Origin of the sequence: Pseudescherichia vulneris NBRC 102420 (assembly GCF_000759795.1) — a bacterium.
GTDB lineage: Bacteria > Pseudomonadota > Gammaproteobacteria > Enterobacterales > Enterobacteriaceae > Pseudescherichia > Pseudescherichia vulneris.
This window is the reverse complement of record NZ_BBMZ01000009.1, coordinates 227,605-248,051: the sequence shown is the minus strand read 5'-3', so window position 1 is coordinate 248,051 and position 20,447 is coordinate 227,605. Positions and strand designations below refer to the sequence as shown.

Below are 20,447 nucleotides of genomic sequence, written 5' to 3'. Positions count from 1 at the left end.
GATTATGCTGTTTTGTTTGTAACGCCCGAGAATGTATACCTTGCTGGGAATCCCTTTTCTCAGCAGGCAAACATGAGCACACATACCCGCATTCGCAAATTCAATACGAAAGAGACCTACCCGAACCAGTCGCTGGACAACGATCTTTGTCAGGCCGTTCGCGCAGGCAATACCGTTTACGTCCGCGGCCAGATTGGTACCGACTTCGACGGCAATCTGGTGGGGCTTGGTGACCCGGCCGCACAGGCCGAACAGGCGATGAAAAACGTGAAACAGCTGCTGGAAGAAGCGGGCAGCGATCTGTCGCACATCGTTAAAACCACCACCTATATCATCGATCCCCGCTATCGTGAGCCGGTCTATCAGGTCGTCGGCAAGTGGCTGAAAGGCGTATTTCCTATCTCTACCGGACTGGTTATTTCTGGGCTGGGTCAGCCGCAGTGGCTGATGGAGATTGATGTTATCGCCGTGATCCCGGACGACTGGCAGCCGCAGGCGGGGGCATAATCATGACCTTATCGATTATTGGCCGCTGCGCGCAAACCGGCCAGATGGGCATCGCCATCAGCTCGTCCAGCATCGCGGTGGGCGCGCGTTGCCCCTGGCTGCGCAGCCAGGTCGGCGCGGTATCAACCCAAAACATCACGTTACCGGCGCTCGGACCGCGCATTCTTGACCGGCTGGAGCAGGGCGATGCTGTCGACAGCGCGCTAAAAGCCGGGCTCGACACCGATGATTACGCCATCTATCGGCAGGTTACGGTGCTGACGGCCGACGGACAAAGCGCGTTTTATAGCGGCGAAAAGACGCTCGGTGTTAACAACGCCCTGAGCGGCGAAAACTGCGTGGCGGCGGGCAATCTGCTGGCGAATTCGGATGTCATTATCGCGATGGTCAACGCCTTCGAACAACGCTCAGGCGATCTTGCCGACAGGCTCATCGCCGCGATGCAGGCGGGTATGAACGCGGGCGGAGAGGCAGGGCCTGTACATTCAGCGGCACTGTCGATTGTGGATGCGCCCGTCTGGCCGGTTGTCGATTTACGTGTCGACTGGACGGACGGCGATCCCATAGAGGAGCTCAATCAGCTCTGGCAGGCGTATAAGCCGCAGATGCAGGACTATATCACGCGCGCGCTCGATCCCCGCAGCGCGCCTGGCTACGGCGTGCCGGGCGACGAATAACGCAAGGAGAGGCGATGATAACCAGTCGCAAACTGCTGGAGCAGCTGGTGGCGTTTGACACCACCAGCCGCGAATCTAACCTGGCGCTGATCGACTTTGTCTGGCGCTACTTAACCGATCTCGGCGTCCACTGTGAGCTGATTCATAATGCCGAGCGCAGCAAAGCCAATCTCTATGCGCGGCTTGGCTCGGCAGGCAGCGGCGGCGTGATGCTCTCCGGCCACAGCGATGTGGTGCCGGTGGACGGGCAGAACTGGAGCGTCCCGCCGTTTGCGCTGACTGAGCGAGACGGCAAGCTGTATGGCCGCGGCACGGCGGACATGAAAGGCTTTATCGCCTGCATGCTGGCGGCGGTGCCGCATTTTCTTGCAGAGCCGCTGGTGCAGCCGCTGCATCTGGCGATCTCCTATGATGAGGAAGTGGGGTGCCTGGGCGTGCGCACCCTGCTGGATGCGCTGGCGAGCCGCTTGGACAAGCCCGATATCTGCCTCATTGGCGAACCCACCGAGCTACAGCCGGTGCTCGGCCATAAAGGCAAGCTCGGGGTTCGCTGCGAAGTGCAGGGCGCGGCCTGCCATTCGGCCTATGCGCCGCAGGGGGTCAATGCCATTGAATACGCCGCAAAGCTGATTCACCGCCTTACGGTGATAGGCCAGCAACTGGCCGCGCCGGAACGTCAGGATCCGCGTTTCGATCCGCCGTTCACTACGGTGCAAACCGGCGTGATCCAGGGCGGTCGGGCGCTGAATATCGTGCCTGCCGACTGTACGTTTGACTTCGAAGTGCGCACGTTGCCGCAGGATGACGCGCAGCAGGTGACGCAGGCGCTGGAGCGTTACGCGCAGCGGGAGCTGCTGCCGCATATGCGCGCCGTCAATGCCGACGCCGCCATTCGCTTTTATCCCATCAGCGGCTATCCCGGTTTGGATACCGCAGCGCACAGCGCCGCCGCGCGGCTGATTGCTCATCTCACCGGTTCTGACGCCTTTAGCACCGTAGCATTCGGTACGGAGGGCGGACTGTTCCATCAGGCTGGCATTCCCAGCGTGATCTGCGGGCCGGGCAGTATGGCGCAGGGCCATAAGCCCGATGAGTTTGTCACTGTTGAACAGCTCGCCGCCTGCGATGCCATGCTGCGCCGTCTTGCCGCATGGATGTGTCAAAAAAGGTGACATTGTCACCTTTTTCTCTGCTTTACCTTTTCCAAACGCCAGCTTCAGGAAGCACTAACCGCGTGATGCGCGCTTAACCCGTATGCTGGTGACACGCATCTGATAGCCCGTTTCTGGAGAGTCCATGGTAAGTGCCGAAGTCACCACATTCCCGCAGCCCGAAACGCTGCACCCCGTCGCCAACAAAGCCCCTATCGCCGTACAGCTTGACGGTGTCCTGAAACGCTTTGGCGACGCCATCGCCCTACACAAAATTTCCCTGACGATAGAAGAAGGGGAATTTATTACGCTGCTCGGCCCCTCCGGCTGCGGCAAAACCACGCTGCTGAACCTGATGGCGGGTTTCGCCGAGGCGGATGGCGGCGAAATCTTTATTGATGGCGATTTGGTTACTGAGATACCGCCGTACCAGCGTGAAATCGGCATTGTGTTTCAGAACTACGCCCTGTTCCCGCATATGACGGTGGAAAAAAATGTCGGCTACGGCCTGCGTATGCGCGGTGTGCCAAAAGCTGAAATCGTCGAGCGCGTTGAGCAGGCGCTGGCGCTGGTGAAGCTGTCCGGTTACGGTCATCGCAAGCCGCGTGAACTCTCAGGCGGCCAGCAGCAGCGTGTGGCGCTGGCGCGAGCGCTGGTCATCCGCCCCAAAGTATTGCTGCTGGATGAGCCTTTCTCGGCGCTGGATAAAAACCTGCGTCTGTCGATGCAGGTAGAGCTGAAGGCGATTCAACGCAAGCTTGGCGTCACCACGGTGTTTGTGACGCACGATCAGGGTGAAGCGCTGAGCATGAGCGACCGCGTGGTGGTGATGTCGGCAGGACATGTACGCCAGATTGGCACGCCGGATGAGATCTATCGTCGTCCGCTGGATCCGTTTGTCGCAGGATTTGTGGGCGATGTGAATATTCTGCCAGGGCGCTATGTCGGTCGTGACGGCGCGGCGATGCTGGAGTTAGGCGGCAACAGGCTGCGCCTGCCGGCGGAACGTGTGCATGCCACGATGGGCGAACGCCTTGATGTCTACGTGCGGCCGGAAAACCTGCAGCTGGCACCGCTTGGCCCGCATTCGCTGTTCAGCGCCACGGTGATCGCCCATGTCTTTCAGGGCGATCATGTGGATGTGCATCTTGATGTCCCGGCACTTGGCAGCGCCTCGCTGTTTGCGCGCCAGTCCGGGTTGAATGCGCTGACGCGCTGGCCCATCGGCAGCCTGGTGGGCGTGAGCGTTGATGATGAAGGCGTATGCGCGTTTAGCGCGGCGAAACAGGGATGATGATACCTGAAATGATGAACGCTATCATCGCCCGCCAGCCGGGCGGCCCTGAGGTGTTGGCCCAAGTAGAGCGCAACGTGCCGCAGCCTGGGCCGGGCGAAATCGTGATCCGTGTCGCCAGTGCGGGCGTGAACCGTCCCGATATCTTACAGCGCAACGGCATGCCGTTGCCGCCGGGCGTCACCGATGTGCTGGGGCTGGAAGTCTCCGGCACCGTTGCGGCGTTGGGCGCGGGCGTTGACTCCCTCGTGCCCGGCGCGCCGGTCATGGCGCTGCTCAACGGCGGGGGCTATGCCGGGTATTGCGTGGCGCGCGCCGAACTCTGTTTACCCGTGCCGGAAAATCTGCCTCTCACCCAAGCGGCAGGCGTGCCGGAAGCGGCGTTTACCGTGTGGCATAACCTGTTTGAACTGGGGCGTTTGCAGCCAGGCGAAACCGTGCTGATCCACGGCGCGGCCAGCGGCGTGGGGACGTTCGCCATTCAATGCGCGCAGGCGTGCGGGGCGCGGGTCGTGGCGACGGCAGGCGGCGCTGAAAAGGTCGCCGCGCTGCGACGGCTCGGCGTCTGGCGCGCCATTGATCGCCACAGCGAAGATTTCGTCGCGGTTATCCTTGAGGAAACTCAGGGGCGCGGCGTGGATGTGGTGCTGGATAACGTTGGCGGCGATTACGTTGCGCGTAACCTGAGCGTGTTAGCATCGGGCGGACGTCATGTCAGCCTGTCGTTTATGCAGGGTGCGAAGATTGAACTCGACCTGCAACAGGTGATGCGGAAAGGGCTGATCCTCACCTCCTCAACGCTGCGTCCAAAGAGCGCCGCCGAGAAAGCACGGCTGGCGCAGTGCATCAGCAAACATCTCCTGCCGCTCATCGCCGCCGGCAAAATCGCGCCGGTGGTTTATCAAACCCTGCCGTTAGCGCAGGCCGCAGACGCGCATCGCATTCTGGAGGCCAATGCCAACATCGGCAAAGTGCTGCTGGCGGTGGCGTCATGATGCAACTCTATTTCGCCGCGACCTCCGCTTACGTCCGTAAAGTGATGGTGTGCGCGACGGTATTGGGTCTTGCTGAGGAGATACACCGGCTGGATTCCGCTGCGCATCCCATTGAGCGCGACGAACGTATCGCCGCCTTTAATCCGCTGGCTAAAGTCCCGGCGCTACGTACCGAAAGCGGGATCTCTCTCTACGACAGCCGGGTCATTTGCGAATACCTCAACGCACGCGCGCAGGGCGGTTTATTCCCGCAAGAGGAAGATGCGCGCTGGCAGAGCCTTGCGCGTCAGGCGTTGGGCGATGGCATTATCGATGCGGCGTTGCTGGCACGCTATGAATACAGCGCTCGCCCGCCTGAGAAACAGTGGCGGAGCTGGGCCGACGCGCAGCTGAAAAAAGTTGCCGCCGCACTGGCGGAAATAGAGCATCAGGCCAGCGGTTTTAGCGATCGTCCCCACGATATCGGTCTGATTGCCATCGGTTGCGCGCTGGGGTATCTCGATTTCCGCTTCGCCGAACTCAACTGGCGCGATGACCACCCGTTGACCGCCGCATGGTTCGCCGTTTTCGATGCGCATCCGGCGATGGTCGCTACGCGTCCGCACGTTTAATCAGGAGCTTGCATGTCTCAGCAGATCTATTTTCTCAACGGGCCGAACGCCAATTTGTATGGGCTGGATAAAAACGGCACCTACGGCAGCGAAAGTTTTGTCAGCATCGGCGAACGCTGTCAGCGTCGCGCCGAATCGCACGGGGTGATCGTGCATTTTCGCCAGAGCAACCATGAAGGCGTGCTGGTTGACTGGATTCAGGAGGCGCGACAGAGCGCGGCGGGATTGATTATCAACGCGGCGGGGTTGACCTACACCTCCGTGCCGATCCTTGATGCGCTGCTGATGTTTGACGGCCCGATCATCGAAGCGCATATGAGCAACATCTGGAAGCGCGAGCCGTTCCGTCATCACTCCATGGTGTCGAAAGCGGCAACCGGCGTGATCGCCGGGCTGGGCGCGATGGGGTACGAGCTGGCGATTGATGCGGTGGTCAACCTGATGGAGGCCCGCGTCGCATGAGCACCCTTGTGTTTTACAGCGAATTTGACAGCTTCGACGAGTGGTCAGCTTTACTTGCACCCTATTTGCCCGGCGTGACGATTTGCCGCGCCGAAACGGTGCAAAATCCTGATGACGTGCACTATGCACTGGCATGGAAACCGCCGCATGGTTTCTTTGCGCCATACCGTAATCTCAAGCTGCTGGTGAATCTTGGCGCGGGCGTCGACTCTCTGGTCGGGCGTGACGATCTGCCTGATATCCCGATCATTCGCCTGTCTGACCCTGATATGGCGCGCATGATGGCCGGTTATGTGCTTTTTGCGGTGCTGCGTTACGCCCGCGATATTCCGGCGTTCGAGCGTGCACAGCGTGAACAGCGCTGGCACTATTTGCATCCGCGCACGCCCTCCAGCGTCCGTGTCGGCGTGCTGGGACTGGGGGAGTTGGGCGGGTATGCGGCGCAGGAGCTGGCGCGACAGGGTTTCGACGTGCGCGGCTGGTCGCGTTCGCAAAAAGCGATAGCGGGGGTTCGCTGTAGCAGCGGACTGGCGTCGCTGAATGATTTTCTCAGCCAGAGCGACATTTTAGTGATGATGCTGCCTCTTACGCCGCACACGGCTGGGTTGCTTAGCGCAGAACGGCTGGCATGCCTGCCGGCAGGCGCGGCGTTCATCAATGTATCGCGCGGGGCGATTGTCGACCAGGCGGCGCTGACAGATGCGTTACGCACCGGGCGGATTGCAGAAGCCACGCTGGATGTGTTTGACCGCGAACCGCTGCCGCCAGGCGATCCGCTGTGGCGTATGGAAAACGTGCTGATCACCCCGCATCTGGCGTCTGTCGCCATTCCCGCCAGCGCCGCACAGCAGGTCGCAGAGAACATCCAGCGCGCCGCACGCGGTGAGCCGGTTACCAATCAGGTGTTCCCGGCTCGCGGGTATTAATCGTTATACCCGCGCCGAAACGAGAGGTGACGCTGTCACGCCACCCGCACCACCTGCGGGTCAAAGTAGCTGGGCGCTGCCATGCCGGGAATGTACTGGTCGGAGATAAACATGCGGCAGCGCTCGGCGAAAGCGTTCACCACCATAGAGTGCTGGGTGTGGGCCACGGTGGCGTAACCCAGCTGCATCGGCCTGTTCACCCCCGCCAGCCGCACGCGAATCAGGCGTTTGCCATCCTGGGAGAGATGCGCTTTCGGCCGCACGTTAGCGATACCAAACCCGACGCCGTTGGCCACCATCGCGCGCACCACCTCCATGTTGCCGGAGCGCATGACTACGTTCGGCGTGACGCCCGCCTCGCTAAATAGCCCGAGGAAATATTCGCGGCTCCACGGCATATCCAGCAGCACCATCGGCATTGTCGCCAGATCCTGGATCGTCACCGCTGATTGCGTCGCCAGCGGATGATGTTCACCCACCATCACATACGGCGGCAGCTGCGCCAGCGAGGTGAACGCAATGTCGTTAGCCGGGACTAAATCGTAAGTCAGGGCGATGTCGATATCGGCAGTGCGCAGCTGTTTCAGCAGCTGTTCATGGTGACCTTCCACGAGCGTAATGCGCACCCCCGGAAACGCGCGGCCAAAGCCGAACACCAGTTCCGGCGTCAGCATGGGTGCCAGCGTATCCAGACAGCCCACGCGCAGCGGGCCGCGCACATTGTTCATGGATTCCGACGCAATGGTATAGAGGTTCACCATCTGCTCCAGAATGAGCTTCGCCTCCTTCAGTACCTGATGACCGATGGCGGTCAGCGATACCCCCTGCGCGTGATGCCGCACGAACAGCTGGACGCCCAGTTCAGATTCAATGTGGGTGATCGCGGCAGAGATCGACGGGGATGAGACGTGGATGCGTTCCGATGCGCCGATGATGCTGCCCGCCTCTCCGGATGCGACAAAATATTCCAGCTGACGCTGGGTGATGCGACTGAGCATGCAGGTTCTCCTGAGATCGCTGACGCCCTCATGTGGCGGCAGTCATTCTAATAGTGCAGGTTTCTTGCATTTCTCATGCCAAAACAGGGCCATTTTTTTTGCGTCAGAAATCCTGACGCAAAGACGAGGAAAAGGCTGTTTTACCGAATCGGCTCGTATCGGCATAGTGATTTCACACCAAGGAACACCGTTCGCACCGCGTTGGCGCGCCGGGTTTCAGATTGCTACAACAGCCATTTCATGCATTGGGGATGAGAATATGTTGCGTAAGATTTGTGCCTTAACGTTGTTGACCACGAGCGTGTTGACCGCAGGTCATGCGATGGCCGCTGATAAGCTGATTGTCAGCACGTGGGGCGGCGGTTTTAAAGATCTGATTGATGAGACCATCGCCAAAGAATTTACCAAAGAGACCGGCGTGGAAGTGCAGTTTGTTACGGGCGGCACCATCGATCGTCTGAACAAAGCCAAACTGGCAGGCGGCTCGCCGGAAACGGACGTGACCTTTACGACGGCGCATGTGGGCTATCTGTACGCTAACTCTGGCCTGTTTGAACAACTCGATATGAGCAAAATCCCGAACGCGGCGAACCTGGTGCAGCAGGCGAAAGTCAGCCCTTATCACCTCGGCGTATGGGGCTACGTTTACACTATCGGCTATCGTCCAGACATGGTGGCGAAGGGCGAAACCTTTGAGAGCTGGAACGATCTGTGGAAGCCTGAGCTGAAAGGGACGCTGGCGCTGCCTGACTGGGATCCGAGCCATATCATTGCGGTTTCCGCCAAACTCTCCGGCACCGATGCGGCGCACTGGGAGCAGGGCCAGGCGAAGTTGAAAGCGCTGATCCCGAACATCAAATCCTTCTATACCGATGACGCCAATAGCCAGCAACTGATCTCCACCGGCGAAACGCCCGTGCAGGTGATGCTGTCAATGAACGCCTACCACATGATTGCCGAAGGGGTGAACATCAAGCTGGTGATGCCAAAAGAGGGCGCGGTTCTGGGCGTCGATACCGTTGGCATTAACAAAGGCACCCGCAAGGCCGACCTCGCGTATAAGTTCATCAATATCGCCCTGAAGCCGGAGATCCAGCAGCAGGTGGCGAAGATTTATCACGGCAGCCCAACGGTGACGAACGCCCATATCGATCCCGAGCTGGCGAAACTGCCGGGCATGTTGACCACGCCGGAGCAGTGGAACGCCACCATCAATACCGATCCGCAGCTGCGCGCCGAGAAGACCGCAGCGTGGCGTCAGTGGTTCTCTGAAAACATCATGTCTCATTGATTGCCCTGGCGGCTTGCGGGCCGCCCCGTTTCTACCGGCAACACACTACTCAGGCAGCAACGTCTATGACGAGAAAACCGACATTCTTACCCTGGTTCATTATTCCCGCCACGCTGACCGCGTTTGGGCTGGTTATCGCGATGTTCGCGGTGATGCAGTATAGCGTGCGCGCCTATATTCCCGGTTCGCTCGACGTGGGCGGATTTACGCTGGCGAACTTTAACGGCCTGTTTAAAAGCATTTATGCCGATGCCTTTATCAACACGGTCATGCTTAGCGCCAAAACCGCTATTTTTGGCCTGCTGATGAGTTATCCGCTGGCGTACGCGCTGGTTCGCACCCGCACCACGTGGATCAAATCCACTATTCTGATTATCGCGATTACGCCGCTGTTTCTCGGCGAAGTGGTGCGCACCTATTCATGGATCATCGTGTTGGGCAACAGCGGTTTCCTGAATAGCCTGCTGCTGGCGATGGGCGTCATCTCAGCACCTATCCAGTTTATGTTTACGCAAACTGGCGTGGTGGTAGCTCTGGTGCATGTCACCATGCCGATCATGGTGCTGATGCTGGCCACCGCGCTGTCGCACATTAACCCCGATTATGAGAAAGCCGCCACCAGTCTCGGGGCAGGCCCGCTCCGCACCTTGCTGACAGTGACCATCCCGCTCTCTATCCCCGGCATTGTCGCCAGCCTGACCACCGCGTTCGCCTGGACCTTTAGCGCCTTCGCCACGCCGCAGCTGATTGGCGGCGGACGCGTCAGCACCGTGGCGACCATGGTCTACCAGTTGGGTTTCTCGTCGATGAACTTCCCGTTTGCCGCCGCGTTAAGCATTGCCGGTTTGATCCTGACCATCCTGTTATTGATGGCGCTGAAACGCATGACCCGATTCCTGCACGCGATGGGAGAGCATTAATATGACCCGTTCGATGAACGACAAACTGATGACGCTGGCGGGCCGCCTGCTGGTCGCCGCTATTCTTATCTTTGTGCTGCTGCCAACCATCGTGGTGTTTATCTCCTCGTTTAGCAGCACCTCGGTGCTGTTCTTCCCGCCGAAAGGCTGGTCGCTGCGCTGGTTCGAACGGGCGGTGAGTTACGATGATTTTCGTCACGGCTTCTGGTCCGGGCTGATTGTCACCGCATGGGCATCGTCGCTGGCGGTGATCGTGGGCGCCGCGCTGGCGATTGCCATTGAGCGCTACTCATTCCCGTGCAAGCAGGTGCTGGAAGGCATTCTGCTGTCGCCTCTGTTTATCCCGCATTTCACTATTGGTCTGGGCCTGCTGATGCTGGTGTCACAGCTCAACCTCGGGCGCGGCTATCCGCTGGTGATCTTCTGCCACGTCGTGCTGGTGCTGCCGTTTGTGCTGCGTAGCGTGTACGTGTCGCTAAAAAACCTCGAACAGCGTATTGAGCTGGCGGCGGCAAGCCTTGGCGCATCGCCGCTGCGCGTCGTAATGACCATCACCGTGCCACTGATTTTACCGGGCCTGTTCGGCGGCTGGCTGTTTGCCGCCATTCTTTCCTTTAATGAGTTTACCGCATCGCTGTTTATTACCACCCAGGCGACGCAGACCTTACCGGTGGCGATGTATAACTATGTGCGTGAATTTGCCGACCCGACGCTGGCGGCCCTGTCAGTTATTTATATTACCGTCACCGCCACGATGTTAATTATCGCCAATAAATTTTTAGGGCTTGGCAAAGTATTAAACGTTGAAGCCAGACATTAATAAAATTTAAATTTTTAGGGATCTATCATGTCAGTAGAAAAAATCAATACTGTGATTGTGGGTGCCGGTCAGGCCGGTATTGCCATGAGTGAACATCTGGCGCTGATGGGCGTGCCACACGTTGTTCTTGAGCGCAGCCGCATCGCTGAACGCTGGCGCTCCGAGCGCTGGGATTCGCTGGTGGCGAACGGACCCGCCTGGCACGACCGCTTCCCGTCGCTTAAATTCGACAATATCTCTCAGGAAGCCTTTCCGCCGAAAGAGCGTATGGCGCAGTACTTCGAAGATTATGTGAAGATGCTTAAGGCACCCGTACGCACCGGCGTGGAGGTCTATCAGGTAGAGCGCCTGACAGGGCGCAGCGGGTTCAGAGTGGTGACGTCAGCCGGTGAATTCGAAGCCGACAACGTGGTTGCCGCAACGGGTCCTTTCCAGAAGCCGTCATTCCCGCAGATTGTGCCAGAGAGCGCCGGGGTGCAGCAGATCCACTCCTCCGTTTATAAAAACCCGCAGCAGCTGCCCGCAGGCGGCGTGATGGTGGTGGGGGCAGGGGCATCCGGTACGCAAATTGCCGAAGAGCTGCGTAAAGCGGGGCGCGAGGTTTATCTGTCTGTCGGGGAACATTACCGTCCGCCGCGCGCTTATCGCAACCGTGATTACTGCTGGTGGCTCGGCGCGCTTGGCCTGTGGGATGAAGTTAAAATCAAGCCGAAGAAAGAGCACGTGGCCTTTGCGGTGAGCGGCTATGAAGGCGGCAAAACGGTGGATTTCCGCCGGCTGGCGCATATGGGCATTACGCTTGTCGGCATTACCAAAAGTTGGGATAACGGCGTGCTGCGCTTCGCCGAAGGCTTGGCTGAGAATATCGCCGAGGGCGATAAAGCTTACTTCGACGTACTACGCGATGCCGACGCCTACATTGAACGCAACGGGCTGGATCTGCCCCCGGAGCCGCAGGCCTGGGAGCTGTTGCCCGATCCGGCGTGCCTGCTCAATCCACTTACTCAGCTGGATATTGCCGCAGCGGGCATTACGACCATTATCTGGGCGACCGGCTTTAAATTTGATTTCAGCTGGCTGCAGGTTGACGCATTCGACGAGAAAGGGGTGCCGTTTCATAAGCGCGGTATTTCCGCCGAGCGGGGCATTTATTTCATCGGCCTGCCGAACCTCGTCAATCGCGCCTCATCGTTTATTTACGGCGTTTGGCACGATGCTAAATATATTGCCGATCACATTGCGTTGCAGAACGCCTATACCGATTACGTTAAATCGTAATTTATTGGGAAACGGATATGACCATAACCTGCATCGAAGAGTTACGGCAGCTGGCGCGTAAGCGGGTGCCAAAAATGTTTTACGATTATGTGGATGCAGGCTCATGGACCGAATATAGCTATCGCGCCAACGAAGCCGATTTACACCGCCTTGAGTTTCGCCAGCGCGTGGCGGTCGATATTGCCGGGCGCAGCACCGCCAGCGTGATGCTCGGCCAGGCCGTTGCGATGCCGGTGGCCATTGCGCCCACCGGCTTAACCGGCATGATCCATCCTGATGGTGAAATCCTTGCGGCGCGGGCGGCAAAAAATTTTGGCATTCCTTTTACGCTCTCCACGATGAGTATTTGTTCGATTGAAGCGGTGGCGCAGGCGACGGATTACCATCCATTCTGGTTCCAGCTTTACGTCATGCGCGATCGCCAGTTCGTCGGGAACCTTATCGACCGCGCAAAAGCCGCAAATTGCGGCGCGTTGGTCGTCACCATGGACTTACAGGTGTTTGGTCAGCGCCATAAAGACATCAAAAATGGCCTGTCGACACCGCCAAAAATGACGCTGCGTAACCTGCTTAATATTGCCGGCAAACCGCGCTGGTGTCGCAGTATGCTTGCCACGCGCAATCGTAACTTCGGCAATATCATTGGCCACGCCAGCGGCGTGGATAATATCGACGCGATGGTGGAGTGGACGGCCCAGCAGTTCGACCCGCGGCTCTCCTGGCAGGATATTGAGTGGATAAAGCAGCGCTGGGGCGGCAAGCTTGTCGTGAAAGGCATTATGGACGTAGAAGATGCGCGTCTGGCGGTGGAGGCGGGCGCGGATGCGCTGATCGTCTCCAATCACGGCGGGCGTCAGCTGGATGGCGTGTCGTCATCGATTACCGTATTGCCGGAGATTGTCGCAGCGGTAGGCGATCGCATTGAAGTGCATTTCGACGGCGGGATACGTTCCGGGCAGGATGTGCTCAAGGCTATTGCGCTGGGTGCAAAAGGAACCTATATCGGGCGCAGCATGCTGTATGGATTAGGGGCGCAGGGGGAGGAGGGCGTCACAATGGCGCTCAACATCATTCGTAATGAGTTCGATTTGTCGATGGCGTTCTGCGGCAAGACGCATGTCGCATCGATTGATGCTGGGATCTTGAGGTAGAGCGTATTATGTTCAGATACTCCAGCCCACGCAGAAATCACCCACCTTCTGGCAGATGCGTTTAGCACGCTCAAGGAATCTTTCTAACAGGATTACATAACGCGGTCGTTCAACGGGCTCTGGAATAAGAATGCCTTTCGCCTGGAGTGCTTGCCACGCAGAGCGACGCACAACGTAGACGAAGTCATGCTTTGCAAGATGTTTCAGAGCCAGTACGCTGCGTTCATCCTCACAACCGTATAAACATGCGATCAGTCGCAACCGTTTATTAAAATCAGTTTTATCTTTCAGTAAAATGTCTAACTCGTCATCCGTCATCTCATAGTCCTAAAATGAGCATATCTTACTCATCCGGTATACATACTCCTATACGGTGCCCGTCAGGATCAAGTATTACCCTACAGGCAGCGTCGTGCCGGTGGCGGGCGTTACACAACTGGATAGAGACGTAGGAGTCATTGTGTCCCTGCATAAGTGTTAAGAGAGGGAGCTGGTCACCTTTTTTTTCAACAAGCTGAGAAAGTCGACTGGGGTAGTGTCCCATAATTCCGTAGAGAATTCCGCGCCATAACGGTTTTCAAAATCCTCTTCGAGGTTGTCGCTTTCCTCGGTAAACTGATCAATATCGCCTATCAAGCCATGCCGTAAAGCTGGCGGCGTGTCAGCAATCCAGGCATCAATTTGAGCCTCCACGCTTTCACCGCTACCGAACAGATCATAATTCTGTCCAAAATAAAGTGCGATCAGGCTGTCCAGCCCGAATACGTTGATGTCTTTCATAATTAACCCATCGGATAAGCAGTGAGGACGAAAGGTTTGTCCTGAACCAGTTTAATAAATTCAAGTGTACGCCCGAGGCACTTGTTGTCCACGATAACGCCCAGATCAATTTACTGAAGACGATCATAGATGGAGTAGGGAAGAACGGTCCCGTTCAATTGGGGTTCTTTTCGCCCATCCGCATAATGCCAGATTTTGGCGCACGTAGTTTGCGAGGGCTCCAGAGACCGGCTTTGAGCATGAGTGAACGGACAATCTCTTTTGACAGGTAAACATCGTGCAGTTCTGCGAGTTTCTCACACGCCAGCGTCGGTCTAAAGTCTGCATAGCGTTTGCGGGTTATGTTGAGTATAGGAAGCTTGTTATTGACTGGCCCTTTTTCCAAGCCCCTAATTCAGGGGGTAGCCTGGCATCAGTTAAGTTGTTACATTCCTATTATTAGTTCGGTCACACCAACGTAGTTAGCTGTTATTGAGTCAGGAAATCACTTTGATTAAAAAATTTCCCTTTCTGTTTCTCCGGTTCTTAATGTCTACAACCAGGCTAACAAACTGCTACACGTACAGTACAAGCTATACAATGCCTATGCGTTCTTCAAACTGGTAAAAACACTTTCAAAATGAATAAATTTTTTCTTCTAATTACGGTGCTTTTGGTTAGCAATTCTGTTCTTTGTCAGAACAATACCCGAGTTCATCTTAAAACCGGTGTTAACACCATCGATTTGAACAATGATGGTACCGCTGACACAGTCTTTATGGCTACCTATGACAATAATACGTCCCACCCCAGTGAAACGCTTACCGTTTTTGTTAAAACTGGAAAAAGTTGGTTCATTGTACCGGTTCCAGATGATGAGGGTTTCATCCTGGCAGATTTCAGATTGTCTGGCTCAGCTCTCAAGGTAAACGGCGTAGAACTACACCAGCTTAACGGGATTGTTTATCTAATAAGAGGGGTGAAATACGCTGCTAATGGCGATATCACTGACGGTTCAAAAGTGAAATTTTCCCGTTACAGTCTGGCTGCAAATAATGATGATCCCGGTACGTCCGCATTTTACTGGGAAGCAGCAGGGAGTTATCTCACTGAGCAGATATTTAACAGTGTCGATGATGCCTTTCAGACGCTGGCTATGGAGAAGTTTCGTTGATGCGCAAGACATGGCTTTTGCTAATTTTAATAGCGCCATACTGCATGGCAAATTCGGAAAACCTGTATCGCAGACTTATTGAACAATCACTAAACCAACAGCCTCTGTGTCTGGGTGAGGATCACTGGCCGGTATCTATAAAGCTCGGTAGTGACCGATGGATTAATGCAAAAATGGAGGCACTTGTTGATGCTGGATTAATAACATCCCATGCCGAGGCGGGAAAAAAGAGTTGGAACTTAACCCAATATGGTTATACATCATTTAGTAAAAAGCATGATTTCTGCTACGGAACAATGCGGGTGAGGAAAATACTTAAAACCCAGCAGGATAGGAGTGGCATTACTCTTGTAACGTTTACCTATTATATCCATGCTCTGCCCGCTTGGGCAAAAAATCAATCTGTACGCGTTGCTAATACCGACCTTGACAACCTTGTGACTGGAGTTGAATCAGTACGTTACATAGCTAAATTTTCACATGATAGCCAAGGTAAAGTGTGTTTACTCAATGTACCAGGACAAATAGATTTACTCTATTAAAGATGTGATAAATTACCTTTCATTTTGGCCTGAGTAATAATTTTTAATATCATGCACAAAGGCAGTGCCGCGCATTTAAAGCGATAAAGTAAGATTACTGTTGTATTTTACTTGCAGCAAAGATTACAAGCTATTCGAAAAAAATCTTAAGAGGAGCCAATGAAAATGACAATTTCTTTAGGAGTGCTGGCAGGTATGGGGCCTCGATCAACGGCCCCGTTCATTGATATGCTTGTGACAGAATGCCAGGTGGGTTATGGCGCGAAATACGATATGGATTTTCCGAAAATGCATATTATCTCGCTACCAACACCCTTCTGGCCTGGTAAGGAAATTGACGATAGTGCAATGATCGCTGCTCTGAAACAGGGGATTGAGGAACTCGTCAGAGCAGAAGTTAGTCTAATCGTCATTCCCTGTAATCTAGCACACTGTTACTTTCCCGAAATGGAAGAGGTAAGCGCAGGGGTCCCACTGCTGCATATCGCAGATAGCGCACTTGAATCTCTGCCAATTGTTGCAACTAAAGTAGCTGTATTAGCCACAGAGCCCACTCTGAAATCCAGGTTTTACCAGGCGCGGATAGAGGCTTCTGGCAAAGAAGTTATTGATTCCCGGGTGCTACGTGAAATGACTACATCACTCATTGAGCTTGTTAAAATAAAGGGCTTTCGTGACCCCGATGTGCAATCAATGTGGAGAAATTTAATGTCGGTAGTGGAAAGCCATAAGGTGGAGGCTGTTCTTGTCGCTTGTACAGATCTCAGCCCACTGATAACTGAAAATCCTTTTAGCTTTGTCATCGTTGATACGGCAGCCAGCCTTTCCAGAGCGACCATTAAAAACTTCAGGAGACTCGTCGACGGCAGTGAAAAGCGACAACAGTAACATCTGCCAGCCTGACGTCCGCTTTTCGCTCAAAGCGGACATTGTCTCTTACGCATGTCTGCTTTGTGCCAGAAGCGATCGTGGCTGACGTCAAAATACGAAACCAATTGCTTTCTGTGATTAATGCAGTCAAATCTGTTGTCGGAGATCCGTTATTAACATGGAGAGAGATCAGAACGATCGCCCCGAGTTGTCGGATGAGAGATGACAATAAATTCTACGGGTAACTGGCTGTCGTTTCTGGCCTGATGTTTTGCATACGGGGGGATTTCAAGTCCCTGCCGGGCTTTGATTTCATGTTTAACGCCTTCGAGTTCCATCGTCAGGTTCCCCTCAAGAACATAAAAAATCTGTCTGGAAATGGAGTGAAAGTGTCGCTTTTCTTGAGTGCCTGGAGGCATTTTTTCGTGAATGATGAGCATATCTTGCCGGTTCACTAGATACCAGCCATCGCAATCATCACCCCAGATATAATGCTCAGCATTGTCTTTTGAAATCATCGTTTTTCTCCTGGTAAGAGTTTTTGTTTGTGGTCCTTTAGATACAGGCAGATTAACGCGATAAAGCCAGGAAGCACTACCACCATATTTAGAGTTGACCGCACTGGTTGAGATACCTTGTCAAGAGATGAGCGAGGCAAGCAGAAGCCGTTAAAATTACCTAAAAAGCTCGAAACAAGAATGACGTCCGCTCCTCGCTCAAAGCGGACGTTAGTTACCACAGCATTGCTGTTTATCGTAGTATTCAAGTCATTTCCGGCAGGCAGCGCCTGTGAACGGTTATTATCGCGTTTGTCCTGAACCAGCTTGATAAATTCGAGTGTGCGCCCGAGGCGCTTGTTGTCCACGATGGCCCCCTGGTCAATTTCCTGAAGACGATCATAGGTGGAGTAGGGAAGGACAGCGCCATTAATGCGGAGTTCTTTACGACCATCCGGATAATGCCAGGCCTCGATATATTTCCCGATAGCCCTGCGGCTTAAGTCATTATCTTCAATAAGATAAAGCACTTTGTCATACTGTACCGTCAGGGATTTTGAAACACGGCGCGGCTCCCGCCATGTGAAAAATGCGGCCAGATCATCATCAGTTTCAAGTGGCCGGTGAACATCGAAGTCATGCCGGGGGGCTTTTGCAAAGCGTCGGTTGTAATCGGCCATCAACTCATCGGCATAATCATTGGCGGCGTCCACTAAAGAAATTCCCCTGAGCCTGAGCTCCTTTACCAGGCGATCCTGAAGCGTCAGATGGGCGCGTTCAACGCGGCCTTTAGCTGAACTGGTATTGGCGTAGATAGTCTGGATATTCAGTTCGTGCATTGCACGACCAAACCATCAGGAAAAGTGAGTCGTTGTCTAGTCAAGCAGCTTTGGAACTATAACCCGGACATTCCTAATGTGAGCCACAAATAGAGATTAGCATTGAGCTCCTACAACCTTAGTGCGCATAATGTATATTATGTTAAATTGCATATGAAGTATCATCCGCAGTCCTACCATAGCCGCTAACACATAAGAATCAGCATTCTTACCCTTCCCTTCGCATACACAACACGACTATCATTTCCATTCTTTGTTTTTAGCCGGATGAATTATAACGACCAGTCACTTGATGCCCAGACGTTGACGTTACAGTCATTCTCCCCTAACTAAGCGCAGGATATTAAAATGGTTAAAGCATTATCCCGTCGCTGGCAATATTGTAACGACGCGGCGGTCAGCATTAACAACGCTAGCAGTGCGCAGCTGCAACAGCTGAAAACACACTTGGCCGAACAGATGGGTAAGCCGGTGGGACTGCATACCATGGGCATTCCAGCGGCGATTAGCACCCTCGGAGTGATTGTCAGTTTTGCTATTCCGCAGCTGTGGTTGGGTTACGGCGTACTCGCCGCACTAAACCAGCCTGCTGAGAGAGTGTTCGTGTGGGTAGTGGCGATCGCTTTGCTGTTTGCTGGCATCAATGGCTTGACGATGTTTATGATTGGCAAAGGCAGTATGCGCGCCCTGCGGGTACATCTTACGTTGGCGCTTTTAAGCCTGCTATTGACAGCAGCCTACCTGCTTTTTGCGCTGGCCGGCACGCTGAGCGGTACCAGTTGGCCAGGTGTCAACCTGACAGCGGCGCTGGTGAGTGTCGTTATGCTGCTGCTCAGTGGTGGCTGTATCCGTTCCACTGCCTTCTATAAGATGCTGCTGTTTACCCTACATAATCGCGCATGGCGCCAGCTAATCAGCCAGGCACGCACTATGCATAATTCGCGCTAGAACCATAACGACAAACCAGAGGAAAACTCGATGCCAGACGATTTAAAGGTTGTTGATATCACCGATCTTGCGAAAAAGCTCAATGCCATTGCCCAAACCGGACTTACCTACGCCAGGGATGTTTTCGATCGTGAGCGCTATGAGGCTCTTCAACAAATGGCCGTTGAGCTGATCGGTTCCCGCTTTGACATTGACGCTAAGACATGGAATCACGTCTCTGAAATCGGTTATGCGACCCCCAAAACGGACGTTCGTGCTTTTATCCTCCGCGAAGGTAAAGTTCTGATGGTTCGCGAGGCTGACGATGGGCTATGGAGTTTACCCGGCGGTTGGGCGGACGTTGGCGATACGCCATCTATAGCCGTGAGCCGGGAAGTTAAAGAAGAAACCGGGCTCAGCGTAAAAGTGACAAAACTGCTGGGCGTGTGGGATCGCAATCTTCATGGCCATCCACCCTACCCTTGGCACGTTTACAAGCTTATCTTCCTGTGCGAAGAGATCGGTGGAAGCCTGGCATTAAGCCACGAATCCACCGATATTGGCTTTTTCGACATTAACGAGCTGCCGGATCTGTCGCTAACCAGGATCGTTCCTGAACAGATAAAAGTAAGCATGGATATCGCCACGTCAGATCGCCCAACGTGGTTTGACTAATTAGTGCTTACGGCACTCCGCGCATCGCCGCCTGTATCCACTGGCGGCTAATCCGTTCCATCGTCTTCTATCAGATGTACTGTTAACGCTATCCGTCAAATTTTTCGCATCTTGCATAATTTCAGATCATCTTTATTAAGCTTTTTAACACTTCAGAACAGCGGTTTTTGCACCAAACTAATTCCCACTCCTGTTCAAGATTCAAATCGTATAAAGTCGAAAACAGTACGTTAGGTGGAGCAAGATATCGGGTTCCTTCAGCAACAATAGTGCATCCCATTCCGGCAGAAACCAATGTTAACATCGATACCGCATCCACTCCCTGCATAACTGAGCGTGGTGTAAAGCCCGCATCAAAAAAACAATGAATAAGCCTATCATGCCATACCGGAGCAGCAGTGCGCGTTATCCATATAAAGTCCAGATCTTGCAGGTCTCTCAAGTATTCAGGTTTTTTATTATTTGACCAGCTCCACTCGGCTGGATAGGCTAATAACATTCTTTCTTTGAAAATGGGTACACCCTCAAATCGTGGGTCATTCTGAGGCCTAAATAATAAAAAGCCTGCATCTAGTTGCCCTTCTGCAATCATGGCAAGCTGCACTTCTGAAATAAGATGGTGAAGAGTTATACCAACATGAGGCGCTTTTTGTTTGAATCGTTTTAATAATGATGTAATTGATGGGGCTGCATTTTGTATGACGGGAAGAGCGAGAGATAAATTACCGCACTCTCCTCTTGAGGCTCGTATGGCACGTTCCCTGGCTGTGGTTGCATCATCAAGTAATTTTTCCACATCGGCTAAAAATTGAGTGCCAGCATCAGTAAGGTTCACTCCCCTTCCCGTCCGCTCTAACAGCAATACGCCTACATCTTCCTCTAACTTTTTGATCTGACGAGTCAATGCCGGTTGAGCAATGTGAAGCGCCTGCGCTGCTTGACTAATACTGCCAAGTTTAGCCACGGCTGTGAAGTAACGAAGCTGGCGCAATTCCATAGCTATACCTCAATGGCATGAGTGAGATGTTTAAAAGGTATTTTACGGCATACCCCCCTATATCTATCATTCCTGTTGAGTAGGTT

The 20,447-nt window shown here is 54.3% G+C and carries 23 protein-coding genes and 3 pseudogenes; 18 read left to right on the top strand and 8 right to left on the bottom strand.

The features are described from left to right. Window positions 1-72 precede the first annotated feature (72 nt). The 8 genes from EV102420_RS09085 (at window position 73) to EV102420_RS09050 (ending at window position 6,623) form a co-directional block, all read left to right on the top strand. A complete protein-coding gene (locus tag EV102420_RS09085; protein ID WP_042391122.1) occupies window positions 73-507 on the top strand; it encodes a RidA family protein in 435 nt (144 codons plus the stop codon). Window positions 508-509: 2 nt separating this feature from the next. Beyond that, window positions 510-1,184, top strand: coding sequence for a DUF1028 domain-containing protein (locus tag EV102420_RS09080; protein ID WP_042391121.1), 675 nt, complete (start codon window positions 510-512; stop codon window positions 1,182-1,184). Between the two features lie 14 nt (window positions 1,185-1,198). Further along, window positions 1,199-2,356, top strand: coding sequence for an acetylornithine deacetylase (gene argE / locus EV102420_RS09075; RefSeq protein ID WP_042391120.1), 1,158 nt, complete (start codon window positions 1,199-1,201; stop codon window positions 2,354-2,356). A gap of 124 nt (window positions 2,357-2,480) precedes the next feature. Further along, entirely contained in the window at window positions 2,481-3,629 is a 1,149-nt protein-coding gene (locus EV102420_RS09070; protein ID WP_042391119.1) for an ABC transporter ATP-binding protein, read from the top strand. Next, window positions 3,626-4,624: an NAD(P)H-quinone oxidoreductase gene (locus tag EV102420_RS09065; RefSeq protein WP_255211670.1), complete on the top strand. Its 999-nt coding sequence runs from the start codon at window positions 3,626-3,628 to the stop codon at window positions 4,622-4,624. The genes EV102420_RS09070 and EV102420_RS09065 overlap by 4 nt, the downstream gene beginning before the upstream one ends. Then, window positions 4,621-5,235, top strand: a complete 615-nt coding sequence (locus EV102420_RS09060) for a glutathione S-transferase (protein ID WP_077776512.1) — start codon at window positions 4,621-4,623, stop codon at window positions 5,233-5,235. The genes EV102420_RS09065 and EV102420_RS09060 overlap by 4 nt, the downstream gene beginning before the upstream one ends. A gap of 12 nt (window positions 5,236-5,247) precedes the next feature. Further along, window positions 5,248-5,697, top strand: a complete 450-nt coding sequence (locus EV102420_RS09055; RefSeq protein WP_042391118.1) for a type II 3-dehydroquinate dehydratase — start codon at window positions 5,248-5,250, stop codon at window positions 5,695-5,697. Beyond that, window positions 5,694-6,623: a 2-hydroxyacid dehydrogenase gene (locus EV102420_RS09050; protein ID WP_042391117.1), complete on the top strand. Its 930-nt coding sequence runs from the start codon at window positions 5,694-5,696 to the stop codon at window positions 6,621-6,623. The genes EV102420_RS09055 and EV102420_RS09050 overlap by 4 nt, the downstream gene beginning before the upstream one ends. 35 nt (window positions 6,624-6,658) lie before the next feature. On the opposite strand, the gene EV102420_RS09045 is transcribed toward EV102420_RS09050, so the two are convergent. Continuing rightward, the gene (locus EV102420_RS09045) at window positions 6,659-7,621 is read right to left on the bottom strand and encodes a LysR family transcriptional regulator (protein ID WP_042391115.1); all 963 of its coding nucleotides are present in this window, start codon (window positions 7,619-7,621) and stop codon (window positions 6,659-6,661) included. A 259-nt stretch (window positions 7,622-7,880) separates the two neighbouring features. Here EV102420_RS09045 and EV102420_RS09040 point away from each other — a divergent pair, with 259 nt between their 5' ends. From EV102420_RS09040 to EV102420_RS09020, 5 genes are all read left to right on the top strand, one after another. Further along, on the top strand, window positions 7,881-8,912 hold the full coding sequence (locus EV102420_RS09040; protein WP_042391113.1) for an ABC transporter substrate-binding protein: 1,032 nt from the start codon (window positions 7,881-7,883) through the stop codon (window positions 8,910-8,912). Window positions 8,913-8,977: 65 nt separating this feature from the next. Beyond that, window positions 8,978-9,832: an ABC transporter permease gene (locus EV102420_RS09035; RefSeq protein ID WP_042391111.1), complete on the top strand. Its 855-nt coding sequence runs from the start codon at window positions 8,978-8,980 to the stop codon at window positions 9,830-9,832. Between the two features lies 1 nt (window position 9,833). Further along, window positions 9,834-10,652, top strand: coding sequence for an ABC transporter permease (locus EV102420_RS09030; RefSeq protein WP_042391108.1), 819 nt, complete (start codon window positions 9,834-9,836; stop codon window positions 10,650-10,652). 27 nt (window positions 10,653-10,679) lie between these two features. Further along, window positions 10,680-11,930, top strand: coding sequence for a flavin-containing monooxygenase (locus EV102420_RS09025; RefSeq protein WP_042391106.1), 1,251 nt, complete (start codon window positions 10,680-10,682; stop codon window positions 11,928-11,930). A 17-nt stretch (window positions 11,931-11,947) separates the two neighbouring features. Continuing rightward, complete coding sequence (locus EV102420_RS09020; RefSeq protein WP_042391105.1) at window positions 11,948-13,081, top strand: alpha-hydroxy acid oxidase; 1,134 nt, start codon at window positions 11,948-11,950, stop codon at window positions 13,079-13,081. A gap of 12 nt (window positions 13,082-13,093) precedes the next feature. Here the strand turns inward: EV102420_RS09020 and EV102420_RS09015 are convergent, their stop codons facing one another. From EV102420_RS09015 to EV102420_RS22885, 4 genes and pseudogenes are all read right to left on the bottom strand, one after another. After that, window positions 13,094-13,399, bottom strand: a complete 306-nt coding sequence (locus tag EV102420_RS09015) for a hypothetical protein (RefSeq protein WP_042391103.1) — start codon at window positions 13,397-13,399, stop codon at window positions 13,094-13,096. 159 nt (window positions 13,400-13,558) lie between these two features. Continuing rightward, window positions 13,559-13,861, bottom strand: coding sequence for a contact-dependent growth inhibition system immunity protein (locus EV102420_RS09010; RefSeq protein ID WP_042391101.1), 303 nt, complete (start codon window positions 13,859-13,861; stop codon window positions 13,559-13,561). Window positions 13,862-13,896: 35 nt separating this feature from the next. Beyond that, window positions 13,897-14,055: pseudogene (locus tag EV102420_RS22890) on the bottom strand (ISNCY family transposase); the annotation flags it as partial. 14 nt (window positions 14,056-14,069) lie between these two features. Continuing rightward, a pseudogene (locus EV102420_RS22885) lies at window positions 14,070-14,189 on the bottom strand (ISNCY-like element ISTde1 family transposase); the annotation flags it as partial. Between the two features lie 291 nt (window positions 14,190-14,480). Between EV102420_RS22885 and EV102420_RS09005 the strand changes: the two are divergent. The 3 genes from EV102420_RS09005 (at window position 14,481) to EV102420_RS08995 (ending at window position 16,444) form a co-directional block, all read left to right on the top strand. Further along, the gene (locus EV102420_RS09005; RefSeq protein ID WP_052512342.1) at window positions 14,481-15,014 is read left to right on the top strand and encodes a carbapenem self-resistance protein CarG family protein; all 534 of its coding nucleotides are present in this window, start codon (window positions 14,481-14,483) and stop codon (window positions 15,012-15,014) included. Then, window positions 15,014-15,556 (top strand): SEN1982 family lipoprotein, encoded by a 543-nt coding sequence (locus tag EV102420_RS09000; protein WP_052512341.1) that lies wholly within the window; start codon window positions 15,014-15,016, stop codon window positions 15,554-15,556. Before EV102420_RS09005 ends, EV102420_RS09000 begins: the two co-directional genes overlap by 1 nt. Before the next feature lie 159 nt (window positions 15,557-15,715). Beyond that, window positions 15,716-16,444, top strand: coding sequence for an aspartate/glutamate racemase family protein (locus EV102420_RS08995; RefSeq protein ID WP_255211669.1), 729 nt, complete (start codon window positions 15,716-15,718; stop codon window positions 16,442-16,444). 155 nt (window positions 16,445-16,599) lie between these two features. Here the strand turns inward: EV102420_RS08995 and EV102420_RS08990 are convergent, their stop codons facing one another. Both EV102420_RS08990 and EV102420_RS08985 read right to left on the bottom strand, forming a co-directional pair. Continuing rightward, window positions 16,600-16,944: a cupin domain-containing protein gene (locus EV102420_RS08990; RefSeq protein ID WP_042391099.1), complete on the bottom strand. Its 345-nt coding sequence runs from the start codon at window positions 16,942-16,944 to the stop codon at window positions 16,600-16,602. A gap of 251 nt (window positions 16,945-17,195) precedes the next feature. Continuing rightward, a pseudogene (locus EV102420_RS08985) lies at window positions 17,196-17,774 on the bottom strand (transposase family protein); the annotation flags it as partial. Between the two features lie 336 nt (window positions 17,775-18,110). Between EV102420_RS08985 and EV102420_RS08980 the strand changes: the two are divergent. Beyond that, window positions 18,111-18,710: a hypothetical protein gene (locus tag EV102420_RS08980; protein WP_042391097.1), complete on the top strand. Its 600-nt coding sequence runs from the start codon at window positions 18,111-18,113 to the stop codon at window positions 18,708-18,710. Between the two features lie 30 nt (window positions 18,711-18,740). After that, window positions 18,741-19,364 carry an NUDIX hydrolase gene (locus tag EV102420_RS08975; protein ID WP_042391095.1) on the top strand — a complete coding sequence of 208 codons (624 nt, stop codon included), beginning with the start codon at window positions 18,741-18,743 and terminating at the stop codon, window positions 19,362-19,364. A 121-nt stretch (window positions 19,365-19,485) separates the two neighbouring features. Here EV102420_RS08975 and EV102420_RS08970 read toward each other — a convergent pair whose 3' ends face one another. Then, window positions 19,486-20,361 (bottom strand): LysR family transcriptional regulator, encoded by an 876-nt coding sequence (locus tag EV102420_RS08970; protein WP_042391094.1) that lies wholly within the window; start codon window positions 20,359-20,361, stop codon window positions 19,486-19,488. Window positions 20,362-20,447: the final 86 nt, after the last annotated feature.